The following is a 17,344-nucleotide window of genomic DNA, read 5'->3' as shown; positions in this document are numbered from 1 at the left end:
CCCACGCGTCGTCGAGCGGACATGCCTGCCCTCCGGGGTGGCATGTCCGTTCTTTTTTGTTTCCCTCCGCACCCTTGCGTACAGTGGTGCGAATCCGCTGATTAGTGAACGAAACGGACGTGTATCCAGATGTGCGCACCGGAGCGACGCCCCGAGATCCCGCTGACCGCCCGCGAGGCGGGCGGCATCGCGGGCGGCAGCGGCAGCGCCATCGCCCGGCCGGCCGTCTCACGGCCGCAGGCGGCCTGACCCGCGCCCGACCGACCGCGCCCGACCTCGCCGAGGCGGCCCGCCGCACGCGACCCACTCATCACGGACACGGGGCTCGCCCCCGCCGACAAGGCCTTGATCGAGGCCGCGGTACGGAAGTTGTGCTCGCATGATCCTCACCGTCACTCCCAACCCCTCCCTCGACCGGGCCTACGAGGTCCCCCCGCTGGACCGCGGCCGAGTGCTGCGCGCCGGCGGCGAACGGGTCGACCCCGGGGGCAAGGGCGTCAACGTCTCCCGCGCCGTGGCCGCCGCGGGTGTCCGTACGACGGCGGTCCTCCCGCTCGGCGGCGCCCCCGGCATCCTGCTCGCCGAACTCCTCGGCGCGCAGGGCGTGGACGTCACGGCCGTCTCGATCACCGGTCAGACCCGCTCGAACGTCGCGCTCACCGAACCCGACGGCACCCTCACCAAAATCAACTCGCCCGGCCCGGCGCTCTCCCCGGAGGAATCCGCCCTCCTCCTCGACACCGTCCGCTCCGCCGCCACCGAAGCCACCTGGGTCGCCTGCTGCGGCAGCCTCCCGCGCGGCGTCGGACCCGACTGGTACGCCGACCTGGTCGCCCGGGCGCACGCGGCCGGCGCCCGTGTCGCCCTGGACCCCTCGGGCTCCGTACCGCCGGAGCTGACCGCGGCCCGGCCGGAGGTGATCAAGCCCAACGCGTCCGAGCTGGCGACCGCGGTGGGGCGCCCGCTGCCCACCCTGGGGGACGTGGTCAAGGCCGCCGAGGAGCTCCGCGATCGGGGCGCGGGGGCCGTACTGGCCTCCCTCGGCGGGGACGGCCAACTCCTGGTCTCGGCGGAGGGCACCTACTACGGCACCGCTCCGGCCCCGCTGGTGCGCAGCACCGTAGGGGCGGGCGACGCCTCGCTGGCCGGCTTCCTGATCGCGGGCGGCGCCGGACCGGGCGCCCTCGCCTCGGCCCTGGCCCACGGCGCGGCCGCCGTCCAACTGCCGGGCAGCGCCATGCCGACCCCGGCGGACCTGCGCCCCGACCGGGTCCGTGTCACCGAGGACCCACCCCTGGACCTCCAGCTCACCGACCCCGGTACGCCGTAGCGGATCGCTCGCCGGGGCGGATCACCGTACGCGGGAGCGCAGTTCCATCGCTCCGCGGGCGGCCGCCTCGCTCTCGTACACCTCGCACATGTGCCGCCCGTCGGGCGTCGCCGTGTGCTCGACCTCCCACAGGCTGACCTCGGTCCCGTCCAGCAGCACGAAGGCGTGCTCGTACAGGCTGAAACCCGCGCCCCGCCCGTCCGCGAAGGAGTGCCGCGCGCCGAACGCCTGCGTGATCTGGTGCGCGTACGCCGACCGCAGCAGCGTCGTCACCGGCTCGCCCGGCCGGTCGGCGTTCTCCGCGCGGCGCAGCACCCGCCGGGCGTGGTCGGCGGAGTCCTCCACCGCGTACTCCCGGTGCCGACGCATCGGGCTCCGGGCCGCGTACAGCGCGCTCAGCAGCGCCACGTCGCCCTCCGGCTCGTCCTCACCCGGCATCGGCGACGGATCCGGGGACGCCCCGGCCGAGGCCTCGCCGAACAGCCGGGTCACGGCCAGGCAGGTCTCCGCCTTGCTCGCGAAGACCTCGTGCCGCGGGGACCGGTCGCCCTCCAGCCGGTAGGTCAGCTCCCACAGCGAGACCGAACCGCCGTCGGTCAGCAGATAGGTGTGCCGGTGGGTCTCCCGCCAGATGCCCGCCTCCGGGCTGTGGTGGGTGGTGTAGAGCGAAGAGCTGTGGGCGAGCGCCGTGCCGAGGCGCTCGACCAGCCGGTCCGGCAGGTCGAAGGAGTTGAGGGCGCGGCCGAGGAGTCGTTCGAGGTGCGCCTCGGTTGTCTCGTACGGATCGCTCAAGGTGGGTCTCCAGGCCGTCGCAGCTTGTCACTTCGCGGAAGCTCAACGTAACCCCTGGTTCTGACATCACGTCCGGGGTTCGGTAAAACGTCCGGGAAGCATCGGAGGTTCCCGCCACACCTTCAGGTCAACTTGCGTACGGATGCGCACGGTTGGGCCCGATCTGAGGGGAAGCGCGGGAGTATGGGCCACATGGCAACGAATACAGTGGGCCTCCCGCGCCAGCAGGTACGGCCCCGCAGTGGACACGAGGGCGAACAGAGCGCCGCTCCGAAGGGGTTGGCCTGGCTGCTGGCCGTCACCGGGGCGGCCGGCCTGCTGGCCTCGTGGGTGATCACCCTCGACAAGTTCCTCCTGCTGGAGGACCCGGACTTCAAGCCCGCGTGCAGTCTCAACCCGGTGGTCTCCTGCGGCAGCGTGATGACGAGCGAGCAGGCGGCCGCCTTCGGCTTCCCCAATCCGATGCTGGGGCTCGTCGCGTACGCCGTCGTGGTCTGCGTCGGCGCGGGTTTGCTGGCGGGCGCCCGCTACCGCGGCTGGTTCTGGCTCGGACTGAACGCCGGCACGCTCTTCGGCACCGGCTTCTGCGGTTGGCTGATGGTCCAGTCGCTCTACGAGATCAACGCGCTCTGCCTGTGGTGCTGCCTCGCCTGGGTCGCGACGCTGCTGATGTTCTGGGCGGTGACCGCGCACAACGTCCGTACGCGCGTCCTGCCCGCCCCCGGCCCGCTGCGGGGCTTCTTCACCGAATTCGGCTGGGCCCCGCCCGCCCTGCACCTCGGAGTGATCGGCATGCTGATCCTCACCCGCTGGTGGGACTTCTGGACCGGCTGACCGCCGGGGGGCGGAACACGACGAGGGCCCCGGCGGCTGGACGCCGCCGGGGCCCTCGTCGTTCACTCCACAGGCTCAGCGGCCCGCGATCACCCGAAGGGCGGAGGAACCGCAGATCAGCTGCCGGCCGAGAGGTTGCCGGAGAGGACCGGGATGTTGTCCAGGATGTGCGAGAGCGGCTCGTCGCCCTTGGCCTGGGTGGAGTTCTCGGTGCACTGCTGGTTCTGCGGGTTGGACAGGACGTTGATGTCCTGGACACCGATGTTGAGCGCGGCGATCAGCGACTGGGCGTTGACCTTCGCCGGCAGGCCGATGCAGGGCTTGTTGAGGGTGCCCTGGACCAGGCTGAGCTGCGGGCTCATGTCGCCGTGGGTCTTCTGGTTGCCGTAGATCTGCTGGGCACCGTTGCCGTTGACGGTGTTGACCCCGTTGTCGTTACCGATGGCCATGGCCGGGGCCGCGGCGGCAGCGCCCGCGCCGATCGCAACGGCGGAGACCGCGGCGGCAGTCATGAACTTCTTGAACATCTTGATCCTTCTGTCGCACGAGTGCCCGCTGATGGAGCGCCCTGGTCAACTGCCCGACCTGCGGGTCGGTTCCGCTGCTTCACTCGAACGGCCCGCGTCACCCGAGGTTTTCCCCACCCCGGGTGAGTGGGCTCCGGACGCCTGCGCGAAGCCCGTACGCGGCCGGCACCGATCCGGGTTCCGGTTGCGCTCCGTGCGAGGTGTTCGCACGGTGGGTGAGGAAGCGGATCGATCGGGTCCGCTCTCGTGTCCCCACCACGAAGGAACATCCATGCACCGCACGAAGCCGTCCCGCGCCCGCCTCCTCGTCCCGTCGGCCCTCGCCCTCGTCATACTGTCGGGCGCGGCTGCCCCCGCGGTCGCCGCGGAGGGTGACGGCTCCGCGGCCCTCACCGATCGAGTGGCCTCCGTCAAGAAGCAGGTCGAGAAGATCGAGCGGCGCGCGGCGGCCGCCGGCCCCATCGACGACCTCCTGGCGGGCCTCACCAAGACCCTCGAAGGTCTTCTCGCGACGGTCGGGGGTCTGCTGCCCGACGGGGTGACGCTGCCGCCGATCGAGCTGCCGCAGCTGCCGGACATCAAGCTCCCCGAACTGCCCGACCTGTCCGGCCTCATCCCGCAGCTGCCGCCGGTGGACGCCCTGCCCGAGGTCCCGACCACCCCGGCGATCCCGGACATCCCCGTGATTCCCACGGTTCCGGACATTCCGGCCGTCCCGTAGGGCCGGTACGGACCGGTAACCCGTCGGATGGTTACGACAATTGAGCCGAACAGGTCTCATCGTGCGCGAGGCCGTGTCGTCTGGGAAGCTGGACCGTTTCGCTCGGTGTGAGCCCCGGTTAGGGGCAGAACATCGAACAGAAGGTGCACTTCCCATGAACTCTGCCAAGAAGGCCGCCCTGGTCCTGGCCACCGCTGGTCTCGCTGCGGCCGGTGCCGCCGGCTCCGCCGCCGCCGACTCGTCGGCCGAGGGCGCGGCCGTGGGTTCCCCCGGCGTCCTGTCCGGCAACCTGGCCCAGGTGCCGGTGCACATCCCGGTCAACGTCTGCGGCAACACCGTGAACGTCGTCGGCCTGCTGAACCCGGCGTTCGGCAACGTCTGCGTCAACAACTGACGTTCGCACGAACGACTGTGGGCGCCCCGGCCTCGCCGGTGGCGCCCACAGTCGTGTCGGCACGTGGCCGACCGGGACGGTTCACTGACCGCCGTTGAGCTTCACGCCGCCGAGCATCGGGGACGCCTGGGTGGCGCCGTTCGCGAGGCCGAGCACGGTGCCGGGCACGTCGTTGCGCACCTTGTTGACCTTCTGGGCGGTCCCCACGACCTTGTTGACGGTGTCGCCCTGCTCGGCCAGCCCGTTGCCGACCGTCTGCGGAAGGGACTCCGAGACGGGCCCGACGGCGTTCAGCGTCTCGGTCACCCCGCCGGTCAGGCTCATGGGGGGCATCGCGGCCGCGGGCTCGGCGGCGAAGGCGGTGGCGGAGGCGCCGAGGGCGGCGACGGAGCCGACGACGACAGCGGCGACCTTCGTGAGCTTCATTATCGAAATCCTCTTCTTTCGTGGACAGAGGCGTCAGTGGCGACCGTCGCGCCACTTTCACCCTGGGTAACGATTCCCCGTCGCTACGGAAACGCGAACGCGCGCGGTTATGTGGTGCGGGCATGACAGCGGCCGGAGAATCCGACGAGGGATTCTCCGGCCGATGTTTATTCCGATTACCGGTATTGCCGGTCAGGAGACGCGCGACCGCCGGTACAGAATGGCGCCGCCCAGGATCAGGGCGGTGGCGAGGGCCGCCGCGGCCGCGGGCTGCCCCGCGCCGGTCTCGGCCAGCACCGGCCCGGTCACGTGCGCCGGAGCGGGGGCCGACGGCTGTACGGGAGCGGGCGCGGGGAGGGGCGCCGGGGCCGGGGCCGGGGCGGGGGCCGGGGCCGGCGCCGGGGGAAGGGTGACCGGGGTGTCACCGCCGGGGGCGGCCGGCGGCTGGTCCGCGGGAGGTACCACCTCGGGCGCGGGCGCCGGGGCCGGCGCCGGGTGTTCCACGGGCAGGCTGCCGTGCGGCGGCCCGGAGGGGGGCCCCTCCTCCACCACGGGAGCCGGGCCGGGCGCGGGGGCCGGCAGCGGGTGCGGAGCCTCCTCGACGGGGGCCGGGGCGGGCTCCGGGGCGGGCAGCGTGTGCGGCGACTCCTCGGCCGGGGGCGCGGGGGCCTCCTGGACCGGCTCCGGGGTGGGCAGCGGGGCCGGGTGCTCCTCCACCGGTTCCGGCATGGGGTGCGGCCGCTCGGGCGCGGGGGGAGCGTGGTGCGCCGGCGGGGGCGGCGGTGACGACTCGGGGTGGTCGTCGCACTCCTCCTTGCCCCGCTGCTCACCGGGGCCGCCGTAGCCACCCTCGTGACGCGGCTCCTCCTGGCGCGGCTTCGCGTGCCGCGGTCCGTCCTGTCGGGGCTGCTCGTGGCGGGCCTGCTCGTGCCGCGGCTGCTCCGGTCCGCCCGCGTGGCGCGGCGATCCGTGGCGCTGCTCCGGCACCACGTGCCGGCCCTCGCGCTCGTCGAGGTAGCGCTCGAAGGCCTGGGCGTTCTCGGGGCTGAGGTAGCGCCCGTAGTCGTAGCCGTCGTCCGCGTGCGAACCGGTGTCGGTGACGCACGTGTTCCCCATCGCAGGGTTGAGCGCCGCACCGCCGTCCACGCTGTTGCCGCACACGTTCGGTGCGAAGGTGATCGGTACCGAGACGCTGTTGCCGGCCAGCACGCCCGGTGAGTGCGAGGCCTCGGCACTCGCTCCGGGGTGCGCGTAGGCCGCGCCGGTCGCGATCGACAGCAGACTCGACGCGGCTGCCGCCGTGAGCATCCCCTTGCCCAGTACCTGTCGGCTCAGTACCTGTCGCATGGGTCCTTCCCTGTCTACCGGCGCCATGGCCGGTGTGGAATCGGAGGTGGCCTCGGAGTGCACCGCCGTGCACTCCGAGGCCACCCCGAGGAGGCTTGCCCTCGCGGGCGGAAGCGCTTCGTCAGGCGTTGACGCAGGTGTTGCCGAACGCCGGGTTGAGCAGCGCGATGATGTTCACGGTGTTGCCGCAGACGTTGACCGGGACGTGGACCGGAACCTGGAGCAGGTTGCCGGACAGGACGCCGGGGGAACCCGCGGCCACGCCGTGGGCGGTCGAGTCGGCCATGGCGGGGGAGGCGGCACCGGCGAGCATGAGAGCGCCGGCGGCCAGCACCACTGCCTTCTTGTACGTCATTTTGATTTCTTTCCTTCCCGCAGAGGCGTGTCCACTGCAGAAATAACAACGAGCGGTCGGGGAAAAAGAAACCGCAGATTCTCGGTGGCCTGTCGGTAATTCACCCCGATGCCCGGTCCGCTGTTCGGATCGAATTCCGGGAGTCGATGGATTCATATCGACAATTTCGGGGGCCGGTAAGTTTTCCGGCCCCGCATGCGGCGAGGCCGCCGCGACCCGGTGGGTGCGACGGCCTCGCGGGCGGGGCCTCGGTCAGCTGCCGTTCGAGACGTTGCCGGAGAGGATCGGGATGTTGTCCAGGATGTGCGAGAGGGCCTCGTCGCCCTTGGCCTGGGTGGAGTTCTCGGTGCACTGCTGGTTCTGCGGGCTGGACAGGACCGGGATGTCCTGGACGCCGACGTTGACCAGCGCCAGCACGGACTGCACGTTGGCCTTCGCGGGGAGGGCGATGCAGGGCTTGTTGAAGGAGCCCTGGATCAGCGCCATCTGCGGGCTCATGTTGCCGTAGGTGGCCTGGTTGCCGTAGATCTGCGCGGCGCCGTTGCCCTGGACGGTGTTGACGCCGTTGTCGTTGCCGATCGCCATCGCCTGCGGAGCCATGGCGGCGCCGATGCCCACGACCGAGGCGGCAACCGCGGCCGAGGCCATCATCTTCTTGATCATTGTCGTCCCTTTTTTGCAGGATTGCCCGGTAGTGGAGCACCCGGATCAACGCCGCCGCCCCGGTGTGGGTTGCGTGGCTTCACCCGGATGCGGGCGTTTCGGGCGGCACGGTTGACGTCAGGCGTTGATGCAGGTGTTGCCGAACGAGGGGTTCAGCAGGGCGATCACGTTCACCGTGAGGCCGCAGGCGTTGACCGGGACGTCGACGGGCACCTGGAGCAGGTTGCCGCTCAGGACGCCGGGGGACCCCGCCGTGACGCCGTGAGCCGTCGCGCCGTCCCCGCCGTGCGCGGAGGCGAGGCCCGCGCCGCCGATCAGCGCGGCGGCGCTCGCGACGGCGATGGTGGTGCCGCGCACCAGCCTCTTCTTCATCTCCGTATTTCCTTTCGGTTCGAACAATGGTGCAACCCATAACGACCCGCCCGTTGCGAGGGTGCGTGTTATCGCCCAAAAGGCCGTACGAGCGAGTCCGACGTGATTTCCGGCCCGAGTTCTGACAAAGTTCACTCCTGTTTTGTCCCCTTGATCGAAAATGGAGACAGGGTCATGGGTTCCTCCCGCAGAATCCTCGGCGCGCTCGGTCTGCTGTCCTGCCTCACTCTTTCCGTGAACGCCCAGACGGCGGGGGCGGCGGTTCCCGCTCCCAAGGAGCTGCCCCGGATCCCCTTCACCCAGCGTTACCAGGCCGTGCAGCACGGCGGGCTGGTGCGTGCCTCCAACTCCGGCATCAGCTGCCGCAAGGAACACTCCCCGCAGGCCGAGCCGTGCGCCGAGGTCAAGAAGGGCGCGGCGGGGGTCAACAGCGACTTCGAGATGTTCTACAGCGAGGTCGACAAGGACCCGGACACCTACAACTCCACCCGGGCCGAGCTCAAGGTCCCGCAGGGCGCGAAGGTCTCGTACGCCCGGCTCTACTGGGGCGGGAACCTGCGGGTGGGCGAGCAGAAGCCGCCGCAGGACGACGGCCGGGTGCTGGTCGCCGAACCCGGCGGCGCGTACAAGGAGGTCCTCGCCGACACGGTGATGGGCCACCGCACGGACGCCGGCAGCGACGCCTACCAGGCTTCCGCCGACGTGACCCCGCTGGTCCGCAAGGGCGGGGCCGGTATGTGGACGGTGGCCCAGCTCAACATCGCGATGGGCCACTCCGAGGTGGGGGCCTGGGGCGGCTGGACGCTGGTCGTCGCCTACGAGCACCCGCAGGAGCCGGTGCGCCGGATCTCGCTGTGGGACGGCTTCGAGCCGCTCGCCGCCCGCGCCGGGGACGCGATCGTCGAGATCGAGGGGCTGGACGCGCCGGCCGGCTCCGCGGGTCGGGTCGGGATGGTCGGGTACGACGGGGACCGCGGCACCCTCGGGGATTCACTCACCGTGACGGCCGACAGTGGCCGCCGGGTGAGTCTCAGTGATGGAGAAAATCCTTTTAATGATGTTATGAATTCCACGATCACGGAATTCGGCGATCAGTCGTTCGTGCGACAGCCCGAACATATGAACAATCTCGGATATGACGCGGACGTGTTCGACCTGAGCCCCGCACTGTCCGATGGCGCCCGCAGTCTGAACTTCAGGTTCACGGGTGAAAGTCAGGGTCATTTCCTCGGTGTGCTCTTCGTTCAGACAGACGCGCGCCGCTGAACGTAGGAGACCACTCCACGTGCCCAGTCAACCTCGGTCGGCACAACCCACGACCGTCCTCCACCTCGTACAACCCGTCGACGGCGGTGTGGCCAGGGTCGTCACCGACCTCGTCCGCGCGCAGACCGCCGAAGGGCTGCGCACCGTCGTCGGGTGTCCGCCCGGCGGCACGCTCCCCGACACCGCCCGCGCCGCCGGGGCCGAAGTGCTCACCTGGCGCGCCGGGCGGGCCCCCGGGCCCGGACTGCCCGCCGAGATCATCGGCGCCCGGCAGGTCCTCCACCGGGTACGCCCCGACCTCCTGCACGCCCACAGCGCCAAGGCCGGCCTCGCCGGCCGACTCGCCGCACGCGGGAGCCTGCCCACCGTCTTCCAACCCCACGCCTGGTCCTTCGACGCGGTCGGCGGGGCCACCGGCGCGCTCGCGCTGCGCTGGGAGCGGTACGGGGCCCGCTGGGCCGACCGGGTGCTCTGCGTCAGCGACGCCGAACGCCGCGCGGGCGAGACCGAGGGGATCACCGCCCGCTGGTCGGTGATCCGCAACGGCGTGGACCTGGACCACTTCCGCCCCGGCGGACCCGACCCCGACCGGGACCGGGCCCTGGCCCGCGCCGAACTGCCCCTGCCCGCGGGCTTCCCGGCCGACGGACCGCTCGCCGTCTGCGTCGGCCGGATCTGCCACCAGAAGGGGCAGGACGTCCTGCTGAAGGCCTGGCCCGAGCTGCTCGCCACCGTCCCCGGAGCCCGCCTCGCCCTCGTCGGGGACGGCCCCGACACCGAACGGCTGCGCCGCATCGCCCCACCCGACGTGCACTTCGCGGGCGCCGCCGCCGACATCCGACCGTGGCTTCGGGCCGCCGATCTCGTTGTACTGCCGTCGCGGTGGGAAGGCATGGCGCTCGCCCCGCTCGAAGCCATGGCCTGTGGCCGCCCGGTCCTGGTCTCCGACGTCAGCGGTGCCAGGGAAAGCCTGCCGCCGGGCCAGGGGCGCCTGTGCCTGGTGCCGCCGGAGGACCCGACGGCCCTGGCCGAGGCCCTGGGCCGGCTGCTCGCCGAGCCGCGGCTGCTCGCCGAACTCGGGGAGCAGGCCCGGCAGCACGCCCGGACCGACTTCGACGTGCGGCGGACCACGGACGCGGTCACCGGCCTGTACCACGAACTGCTGGGCAGGCCCCGGCCCTTGAACCAGGAGCGCATCAGCCGATGACGATGGACAGCGCACCCGCCCGGCACACCGGGCAGGGCGGCACGGGGCCGACCGGCGCAGGCGCCCTCGCGCCCGCGCACCCCGCGGCGGCCCGCCGTTCGGCGACCGCCATCCACCCCCCGCGCAGGCCCCGGGCCGCGCAGGCCCGCTCCGCCGTACGCCCCCGGCGCGTCCGCCGTCGCGGCCGCGTGCTCCCGCTGCTCACCGCCGACGCGCTGGCCGCCGTACTCACCGCGACGACCCTGCCCGCGACGGCGCCTGCCGTCCTGTACGCGGCGCCCCTCCTGCTCACCGCGCTGCACGCGCAGGCCGGGCTCTACCGGCCGCGGCTCGCCCCCTCCGCGCTCCTCGAACTGCCCGTGCTGGCCGCGCGGTCCGCCGTGCTGTGGTGCTCGGTCGCCGCCGTGACGGCCGCCGCCGCCCCCGCCCGGGCCATGGGCTGGAGCGCCCTGCTCACCGCCGTCTGCCTGCAGGCCGTACTGGCCTGCGCCGGCCGCGGCCTCGTCAACCAGCTCCACCGCCGCTCGGCCGTACGCCGTCCCTCCTCCGCCCTCGTCGTCGGACCCGGCGCCGGGGCGAGCGCGGTGGCCGCCGCCCTGCACGGCCGCCCCGAATTCGGGCTGCGCCCGGTCGGACTCGCCGACACGCAGGCACCCGCCGAGGGCGACGGCGGCGCCCTGCCGCTGCTCGCCACCCACGAGGACATCCGGCGCGCGGTCATCCAGAACTCCGTCGGGCACGCGGTGTTCACCCGCCCCCCGGAGGCCGACGAGCGCACCGCCTCCCTGGTCCGCCTCTTCCACGACCACGGCTGCCGGCTGTGGCTCGCCGACCCGGCCGGCACCGCCAAGATCACCGGCATGCGGGTGGCGCACCCCACCGACCAGCTGTGGGGGTACGCCGTACAGCCGCTGCTGCCGCGTCCGGCGCGGCCCTTGGAGCGCTGGGCCAAGCGGGGCATCGACACCGTGCTCGCCCTGATCGCCCTGCTCGCCGCCGCACCCGTGATGGGGGCGTGCGCGCTGGCCGTACGGGTCTGGGACGGGCCCGGGGTGATCTTCCGGCAGGAGCGGGTCGGCCTGTACGGGCGTCCCTTCACCCTGCTGAAGTTCCGTACCCTGCGCGCCGACGCGCACGAGGCCGCCACCCGCTGGACCGTCGCCGGTGACCGCGGGATGAGCCCGGTCGGCTCCTTCCTGCGCAAGTCCTCGCTGGACGAGCTCCCCCAGCTGTGGAACGTCGTACGCGGAGACATGGCCCTGGTCGGCCCGCGCCCCGAACGGCCCTTCTTCGTCGCCAAGTTCTCCACCGTCCACCCCGGCTACGAGGCCCGGCACCGGATGCCCGTCGGCATCACCGGCCTCGCCCAGATCAACGGCCTGCGCGGGGACACCTCCATCGAGGACCGGGCCCGCTTCGACAACCACTACATCGACACCTGGTCGCTGTGGCAGGACCTGTGGATCCTCGCCCGCACCGCGGCCTCCTTCTTCCGCTTCCGGCTGGGGGGCAGCTGATGAGTCTCGCCCTACCGGGCCGGTGGGTCCGGCCCGACGTGCCGGGTCTGCTGCGCCGGCACTGGCCGCTGCTGCCGCTCGCCGCGACCGTGCTGTTCCTGCTCGCCCCGCTCCCGGCGGGGGACGCCACCGCCTCCGGGAAGGTCGGCCCGGCCGACGCGGCCTCCCTGCTGCTGGTCCTCGTCTGCGCGGTGCAGGCACTGCGCGGCCGGGTGCGGGAGCTGAGCCCGCTGGGCGTGCTCGTGCTCGGGGCACCGGCCGTGGGTCTCGCGGTCGCCACGATGACCGCGGGGGATCCGTACGCCGCCCTGCCCGGCTTCGTGCGCTACCTGCAGGTCTTCGTCCTGGTCCCGGCGGCCGTGGTGCTGCTGGTGCGCGACGCGGCGGAATTCCGGCTGGCCGCCGGGTGCTTCGTGGTCCTGGCGCTGGTGCAGGGCGCGGTGGGGGTCGTGCAGTACGCCACCCACACCGGGGCCTCGTACCAGGGCGAGGACGTCCGGGCCGTCGGCACCTTCGGCCCCGGTGACGTCATGGGCATGGCCACCGTCGTGGCGTACGGGCTGATCGTGGCGACCGCCGCCGGGCTCGCTCCGGGCCTGCCGCGCCGCCTGCGGCGGATCGCCGCCGGCTGCGCGCTCGTGCTGGTGCTCCCGCTGGTGCTGTCCTTCAGCCGGGGCGCGTGGATCGCCACCTTCGGCGCGGCGGTGCTGGTGATGGCCCTGGCCGGGATCCGGCGGGCCCTGACGGTGGTCGCCGCGCTGGTGGCCGCCGGGGTGGTCCTGGTCGGCGGGTTCGGGGTCGGTTCGGAGATGGTCGCCGAGCGGCTCACCTCCATCACCCAGGTCTCCAGCGCCCCCGACCAGTCGGTGACCGACCGCTACACGATGTGGGCCGCCGCCGAGTCGATGTGGCGCGAGCGGCCGGCGGTCGGGGTGGGGCTCAAGGGCTTCCCGGCCAACCGGGACGGGCACGCCTCGCTGGGCCTGTCCTCCGGCAGCGACACCGCGGGCGCCGGCCAGGCCTACCTGCGCCAGCCGCTGCTCTCCCCGCACAACATGTACCTGCTGATCCTGAGCGAGCAGGGCCTGATCGGGCTGGTCGCCCTCGTGGGCGGTTGGGCGGCCCTGCTGGTGGCGGGGCTGCGCCGGCTCGCCTCCGGCGGGGGAGTCCGGGACTGCGGGCTGATCGCGATCGGGCTGTTCGTGTGGCAGCTGACCGACTTCCTCTACGCCGACATCGGGGGGCCGTCCACGGTGCTGACCGGAGTGATCATCGGCCTGGCGGCCTGGTGGGCGCTGCCCTCCCGGGAGGCCGGTCCACCGCGCGGTGCGGCCGCGGGCACGGAGGCCTTCGCCGGAGTCGGTTCACGGGGTAGGGCCCCCGGGGTTGCGGCTCGCCCGTGACGGACACCACGCCTTGGCGGCCCGCCTCCGGCCCCCCGGCCGGGGCGGGCCACGCCCGTGTCCCGGGCGCCCCCGACCGCGGTCCCTCGCGGGTCCCGACGGACCCCGGCCTCGCCGCGTCCCCCGGCGGATCCGGTGCTCCGGGCCCGGCGGATCCCGGGTTCGTCGCCGGGGGGCTCCCGGGGGGTGAACCGGAGGCGCGCCGGCCGGTGTTCGGCTCCGCCGGGTATCCGGGAGGTGCCTCGGGCCGGCACAGCGTGCGGGTGGCGGCGCGCACCGCGAGCGGCTCCGCCGACGTCCGATCGGGTGAGTCGGGCGACCCCGCCGAGCCGGCCGAGCCCGCCACCGTCGGCGGGAGGGGCCGGCCGCGCTCCGCGCGCCGCGCGGGCACCGCCGCCACCACCGGCGGAAGCCAGGGCGCGACCGCCGTCCCGGGCGGACGGAACCGGCTGCGCCAGGCACGCCGCGCGAGCGGTTCCGGAGCCGGGCCCGAGGACCGTGTGCCCGAGTCCGCCGGTGGGAACGCACCCGGTGTGAACGCCCCCGGTGGGAGTCAGCCGCTCGGCAGGTTCCTGGCCAAGGCCGCCGCCGTCACCGCCGGACTGACCGCCGCCGGGGCGCTGTTCGGGCTGGTGCGCGACCAGACCATCGCGCACCTCTTCGGGGCCGGGCACGACAGCGACGCCTTCCTGATCGCCTGGACCGTGCCCGAGATGGCCTCGACGCTGCTGATCGAGGACGCCATGGCGTTGCTGATGGTGCCCGCCTTCAGCCAGGCCCTGGCCCGGCGGGCCGCCGGCCGGGCCGGGCTCACCCGCCGGGAGGCCCGCGCGCAGGACCCCGTACGCCTCCTGGTGGGGGCGACCCTGCCGCGTCTCGTCGTGCTCCTGGCCGTCGTCGCCTCCGTGCTCGTCCTGGCCGCGCCGGCCGTCGTCGCCGTACTCGCTCCCGGCCTGCCCGACCCCGCACTGGCCGTCGAGTGCACCCGGCTCACCGCGCTCACGGTGCTCTCCTTCGGCATCGCCGGATACTTCAGCGCCGCGCTGCGTGCGCATCGGTCCTTCCTGCCGCCCGCCGCGATCTACGTCTCGTACAACGTCGGCATCATCGCCACCATGGTGGCCCTGCACGCCGTGTGGGGCGTCCGGGCCGCCGCTGCCGGCGTCGCCGTCGGCGGGCTGCTGATGGCGCTCGTCCAGCTGCCCGCCTTCGTCCGGAACGTGGGCTTCGGAACGCCCCGCGCGAAGAGGTGCGCCCCGCGCAGCCAGCGCGACCGGGACCGTCCCACCCTCATCGCCTTCGGGGTCATCGCCCCGGTGATCTTCTTCGCGGTCTTCCGGCAGTCGCAGGTACTCGTCGAGCGGTTCCTGGCCGCCTCGCTCCCCTCCGGTGCGATCTCCCATCTCAACTACGCGCAGAAGGTCGCGCAGATGCCGATGGTGCTCTCGCTGATGATCTGCACCGTCACCTTCCCCGTCGTCGCCCAGGCCATGGCCGGGGGAGAGCGGGAGAAGGCCCGGCGGCGGGTGGAGCAGGACCTCTCGCTGGCCGCGCTGGCCGTCCTGATGGGCACCGCACTCGTCGTCGGCTACGCGCCCCAGATCATCCAGGTCCTCTTCGAACGCGGCGCCTTCACCCACCAGGACACCCTCGCCACCGCCTCCGTCATGCGGGTCTACGCACTCGGACTCCTCGGCCACTGCCTCGTCGGCGCGCTCTCCCGGCCCTTCTTCTCGACCGCCCGGCCCACCTGGTTCCCGGCGCTCGCGATGGGTGCCGGGCTGCTCGTCAACGTCGTGGCCGGAGCCTTCGCCGTCGGCTGGTGGGGCACCTACGGCATCGCCGCCGCCAACGCCGCCGGCATCTCCACCACCGCCGTCCTGCTGCTCACCGGCCTCGGCACGCGGATCATCGCCATCCAGGTCCGCCGGGTCGCCGGGAGCATCGGCCGGCTCGGCGTCGCCGCCGTCGCCGCGGGCGCCCTCGGCTGGATCGCCGGCCCGATGATCCCCGACCCGATGCTCAGCGCCGCCCTCGGCTGCCTGTTGGTCCCGGCCATGTTCGGAGCCACCGGCATGGCCATGCACGCCCTCGAAGTCACCGCCCTGCCCGGTCAGATCTCCCAGCTCACGCAGAGGTTCCGCAATGTCCGCTGACACCGACACGGCCCCCGCCGCCGTGGTGGTCCCCGCCCGTCGGGCCGCTTCGCCGTGGGTCCTGATGTACCACTCGGTCGCCGAGTTCACCGATCCCGCGGAGGACCCGTACGGGATCACCGTCACCCCGCTCGCGCTGGAGGCCCAACTACGGTGGCTGCGCTCCCGCGGTCTGCGCGGGGTGTCCGTCGGCGAACTGCTGCGGGCCCGCGCGGCCGGTCGCGGGGCCGGGCTGGTCGGACTGACCTTCGACGACGGCTACACCGACTTCCTGACCCACGCGCTCCCGCTGCTGAGCCGCTACGACTGCACCTCCACCCTCTTCGTCCTGCCCGGGCGGCTCGGCGTGGACAACGTGTGGGACCCGCTCGGCCCGCGCAAATCCCTGCTCACCGCCGAGGGCATCCGCGAAGTCGCCGACGCCGGCCAGGAGATCGGCTCGCACGGGCTGCTCCACCAGGACCTCACCGCGACCGCCGACGCCGTGCTCCAGCAGGAACTACAGGGCAGTCGCGACCTGTTGCGGGAGCTGACCGGGACCCTGCCCGAGGGGTTCTGCTACCCGTACGGGCACCTCGACGCCCGCGTCGTCGACGCCACCCGGGCCGCCGGATACGGCTACGCCTGCGCCATCGACCCGGGCTGGCTCGCCGGCCCGCACGCACTGCCGCGTACGCACGTCAGCCAGGCCGACGGCGGTGCCCGACTGCGGATCAAGCAGATCCGCCACCAGGTGCGCGAGCTGCGGCGCGGGGTGCGGCGGTGAAGGAGATCGGGTCGGTCAAGGCACTGCACATCATCACCGGCCTCGGCGTCGGCGGCGCCGAACAGCAACTGCGCCTGCTGCTACGGCACATGCCCATGCAGTGCGACGTCCTGACGCTGACCAACCCCGGGCCCGTGGCCGAGGGGCTGCGCGCGGACGGGGTCCGGGTCGTCCACCTCGGTATGCGGGGCAACCGGGACCTGGGAGCACTGCCCCGGCTGGTGAAGTTCATCCGGCGCGGCCGCTACGACCTCGTGCACACGCACCTGTACCGGGCCTGCGTCTACGGGCGCCTCGCCGCCCGGCTCGCGGGCACCGCGGCGACCGTGGCCACCGAACACTCCCTCGGCGAGGGGGAGATCGAGGGCAGGCCGCTGTCGGGCGGAGTGCGCCGGCTCTACCTGGCCAGCGAACGCCTGGGCGCGGCCACGGTGGCCGTCTCCGACACCGTGGCCGCCCGGCTGGAGGGGTGGGGGGTGCCGGCCGCGCGGGTGCACGTCGTACCGAACGGGATCGAGGCCGTCCGCTTCCGCTTCGACGAGGGCGTCCGGCGGGCCACCCGGGCCCGCACCGGGCTGCCCGAACGGGCCTTCGTGGTCGGCGGGGTCGGCCGGCTGGTCCCCGGCAAACGGTTCGACGCCCTGGTGCGGGCCGTGGCCGCGCTGCCGGGGGCGCACCTGCTGCTGGCCGGGGACGGGCCGGAGCGGGCGGGACTGCGCCGGCTGGCCGCCGAGCTCGGCGCGCAGAGCCGCATCCACCTGCTGGGCGAGCGGGACCCGCTGGGGGACAGCGCGGACGGCCGCACCCCGGGCATTCCGGCGCTGCTGGCCGCCATGGACGTCTTCGTCTCCCCGTCGCGGGAGGAGGCCTTCGGCCTCGCCGTCGTGGAGGCCCTGGCCGCCGGACTCCCCGTCCTGCACGTGACCTGCCCGGCCATCGACGACCTGCCCGCCGCGCAGGCTCCCGGGGCCCGGCGGATCGGCACCGGCACGGAGGAGCTGGTCGCGGCGCTGCGGGGCCACATGGAGGCGGGGGCGAGCCGGCTGCCCCCGCCGCCGGTGGTCCGCCGCTACGACATCGCCCGCAGCGCGCGGCAGCTGCTGGACGTGTACGACCTCGCCCTCTCGGCCGCGCCGGGCGCCGCCGGGGCGGCCCGGGGCCGCGCCGCCGCCGACCCGGTGCCCGGCGCCGGTGGCGCGGCGGTCGTCGGTGCCCGGCGCGAGCCGGTCGGGCCGGGACCGGCGGAGCCGACCGGTACCGGCTGATCC

18 protein-coding genes are annotated in these 17,344 nt (G+C 73.4%); 11 read left to right on the top strand and 7 right to left on the bottom strand.

The genetic code is table 11. The features are described from left to right. Positions 1–379 precede the first annotated feature (379 nt). Positions 380–1,330, top strand: a complete 951-nt coding sequence (gene pfkB / locus OG624_RS17785) for a 1-phosphofructokinase (protein ID WP_266360879.1) — start codon at positions 380–382, stop codon at positions 1,328–1,330. Positions 1,331–1,351: 21 nt separating this feature from the next. Here pfkB and OG624_RS17780 read toward each other — a convergent pair whose 3' ends face one another. After that, positions 1,352–2,122 carry a DUF6227 family protein gene (locus OG624_RS17780; protein WP_371587899.1) on the bottom strand — a complete coding sequence of 257 codons (771 nt, stop codon included), beginning with the start codon at positions 2,120–2,122 and terminating at the stop codon, positions 1,352–1,354. Positions 2,123–2,314: 192 nt separating this feature from the next. On the opposite strand from OG624_RS17780, the gene OG624_RS17775 reads away from it, so the two are divergent. Further along, positions 2,315–2,956, top strand: coding sequence for a vitamin K epoxide reductase family protein (locus OG624_RS17775; protein ID WP_033223849.1), 642 nt, complete (start codon positions 2,315–2,317; stop codon positions 2,954–2,956). Between the two features lie 116 nt (positions 2,957–3,072). On the opposite strand, the gene OG624_RS17770 is transcribed toward OG624_RS17775, so the two are convergent. Continuing rightward, positions 3,073–3,483, bottom strand: a complete 411-nt coding sequence (locus OG624_RS17770) for a rodlin (protein WP_030717249.1) — start codon at positions 3,481–3,483, stop codon at positions 3,073–3,075. Between the two features lie 271 nt (positions 3,484–3,754). Between OG624_RS17770 and OG624_RS17765 the strand changes: the two genes are divergently transcribed. Together OG624_RS17765 and OG624_RS17760 are read left to right on the top strand one after the other, a co-directional pair. Further along, positions 3,755–4,204 (top strand): hypothetical protein, encoded by a 450-nt coding sequence (locus tag OG624_RS17765; protein ID WP_371639580.1) that lies wholly within the window; start codon positions 3,755–3,757, stop codon positions 4,202–4,204. Between the two features lie 154 nt (positions 4,205–4,358). Further along, positions 4,359–4,598 carry a chaplin gene (locus OG624_RS17760; RefSeq protein WP_033223794.1) on the top strand — a complete coding sequence of 80 codons (240 nt, stop codon included), beginning with the start codon at positions 4,359–4,361 and terminating at the stop codon, positions 4,596–4,598. 81 nt (positions 4,599–4,679) lie between these two features. Here OG624_RS17760 and OG624_RS17755 read toward each other — a convergent pair whose 3' ends face one another. From OG624_RS17755 to OG624_RS17735, 5 genes are all read right to left on the bottom strand, one after another. Continuing rightward, positions 4,680–5,024 carry a hypothetical protein gene (locus OG624_RS17755; RefSeq protein ID WP_033223795.1) on the bottom strand — a complete coding sequence of 115 codons (345 nt, stop codon included), beginning with the start codon at positions 5,022–5,024 and terminating at the stop codon, positions 4,680–4,682. 192 nt (positions 5,025–5,216) lie between these two features. Further along, complete coding sequence (locus tag OG624_RS17750; protein ID WP_371639579.1) at positions 5,217–6,371, bottom strand: chaplin; 1,155 nt, start codon at positions 6,369–6,371, stop codon at positions 5,217–5,219. A gap of 121 nt (positions 6,372–6,492) precedes the next feature. Then, the gene (locus tag OG624_RS17745) at positions 6,493–6,726 is read right to left on the bottom strand and encodes a chaplin (RefSeq protein ID WP_033223796.1); all 234 of its coding nucleotides are present in this window, start codon (positions 6,724–6,726) and stop codon (positions 6,493–6,495) included. 252 nt (positions 6,727–6,978) lie between these two features. Beyond that, positions 6,979–7,389 carry a rodlin gene (locus tag OG624_RS17740; RefSeq protein WP_030386268.1) on the bottom strand — a complete coding sequence of 137 codons (411 nt, stop codon included), beginning with the start codon at positions 7,387–7,389 and terminating at the stop codon, positions 6,979–6,981. A 117-nt stretch (positions 7,390–7,506) separates the two neighbouring features. After that, positions 7,507–7,761 (bottom strand): chaplin, encoded by a 255-nt coding sequence (locus tag OG624_RS17735; protein ID WP_033223797.1) that lies wholly within the window; start codon positions 7,759–7,761, stop codon positions 7,507–7,509. A gap of 102 nt (positions 7,762–7,863) precedes the next feature. Here OG624_RS17735 and OG624_RS17730 point away from each other — a divergent pair, with 102 nt between their 5' ends. The 7 genes from OG624_RS17730 (at position 7,864) to OG624_RS17700 (ending at position 17,341) form a co-directional block, all read left to right on the top strand. Continuing rightward, a complete protein-coding gene (locus OG624_RS17730) occupies positions 7,864–9,027 on the top strand; it encodes a DUF3344 domain-containing protein (RefSeq protein WP_078909493.1) in 1,164 nt (387 codons plus the stop codon). A gap of 19 nt (positions 9,028–9,046) precedes the next feature. Next, positions 9,047–10,234, top strand: coding sequence for a glycosyltransferase (locus OG624_RS17725; RefSeq protein ID WP_326748262.1), 1,188 nt, complete (start codon positions 9,047–9,049; stop codon positions 10,232–10,234). After that, positions 10,231–11,751 (top strand): exopolysaccharide biosynthesis polyprenyl glycosylphosphotransferase, encoded by a 1,521-nt coding sequence (locus OG624_RS17720; protein WP_371587896.1) that lies wholly within the window; start codon positions 10,231–10,233, stop codon positions 11,749–11,751. The genes OG624_RS17725 and OG624_RS17720 overlap by 4 nt, the downstream gene beginning before the upstream one ends. Further along, a complete protein-coding gene (locus tag OG624_RS17715; RefSeq protein WP_161288910.1) occupies positions 11,751–13,154 on the top strand; it encodes an O-antigen ligase family protein in 1,404 nt (467 codons plus the stop codon). Before OG624_RS17720 ends, OG624_RS17715 begins: the two co-directional genes overlap by 1 nt. Positions 13,155–13,603: 449 nt before the next feature. Beyond that, positions 13,604–15,310 carry a murein biosynthesis integral membrane protein MurJ gene (murJ, locus tag OG624_RS17710; protein ID WP_202508194.1) on the top strand — a complete coding sequence of 569 codons (1,707 nt, stop codon included), beginning with the start codon at positions 13,604–13,606 and terminating at the stop codon, positions 15,308–15,310. After that, positions 15,300–16,076: a polysaccharide deacetylase family protein gene (locus OG624_RS17705; RefSeq protein WP_371639578.1), complete on the top strand. Its 777-nt coding sequence runs from the start codon at positions 15,300–15,302 to the stop codon at positions 16,074–16,076. Before murJ ends, OG624_RS17705 begins: the two co-directional genes overlap by 11 nt. Continuing rightward, on the top strand, positions 16,073–17,341 hold the full coding sequence (locus tag OG624_RS17700; protein WP_244290899.1) for a glycosyltransferase: 1,269 nt from the start codon (positions 16,073–16,075) through the stop codon (positions 17,339–17,341). Before OG624_RS17705 ends, OG624_RS17700 begins: the two co-directional genes overlap by 4 nt. Positions 17,342–17,344 lie beyond the last annotated feature (3 nt).

The sequence above is a fragment of the Streptomyces virginiae genome (genome assembly GCF_041432505.1).
Lineage (GTDB): Bacteria > Actinomycetota > Actinomycetes > Streptomycetales > Streptomycetaceae > Streptomyces > Streptomyces virginiae_A.
The sequence above is the reverse complement of the archived record's forward strand: the minus strand, read 5'-3'. Positions and strand labels throughout refer to the sequence as shown.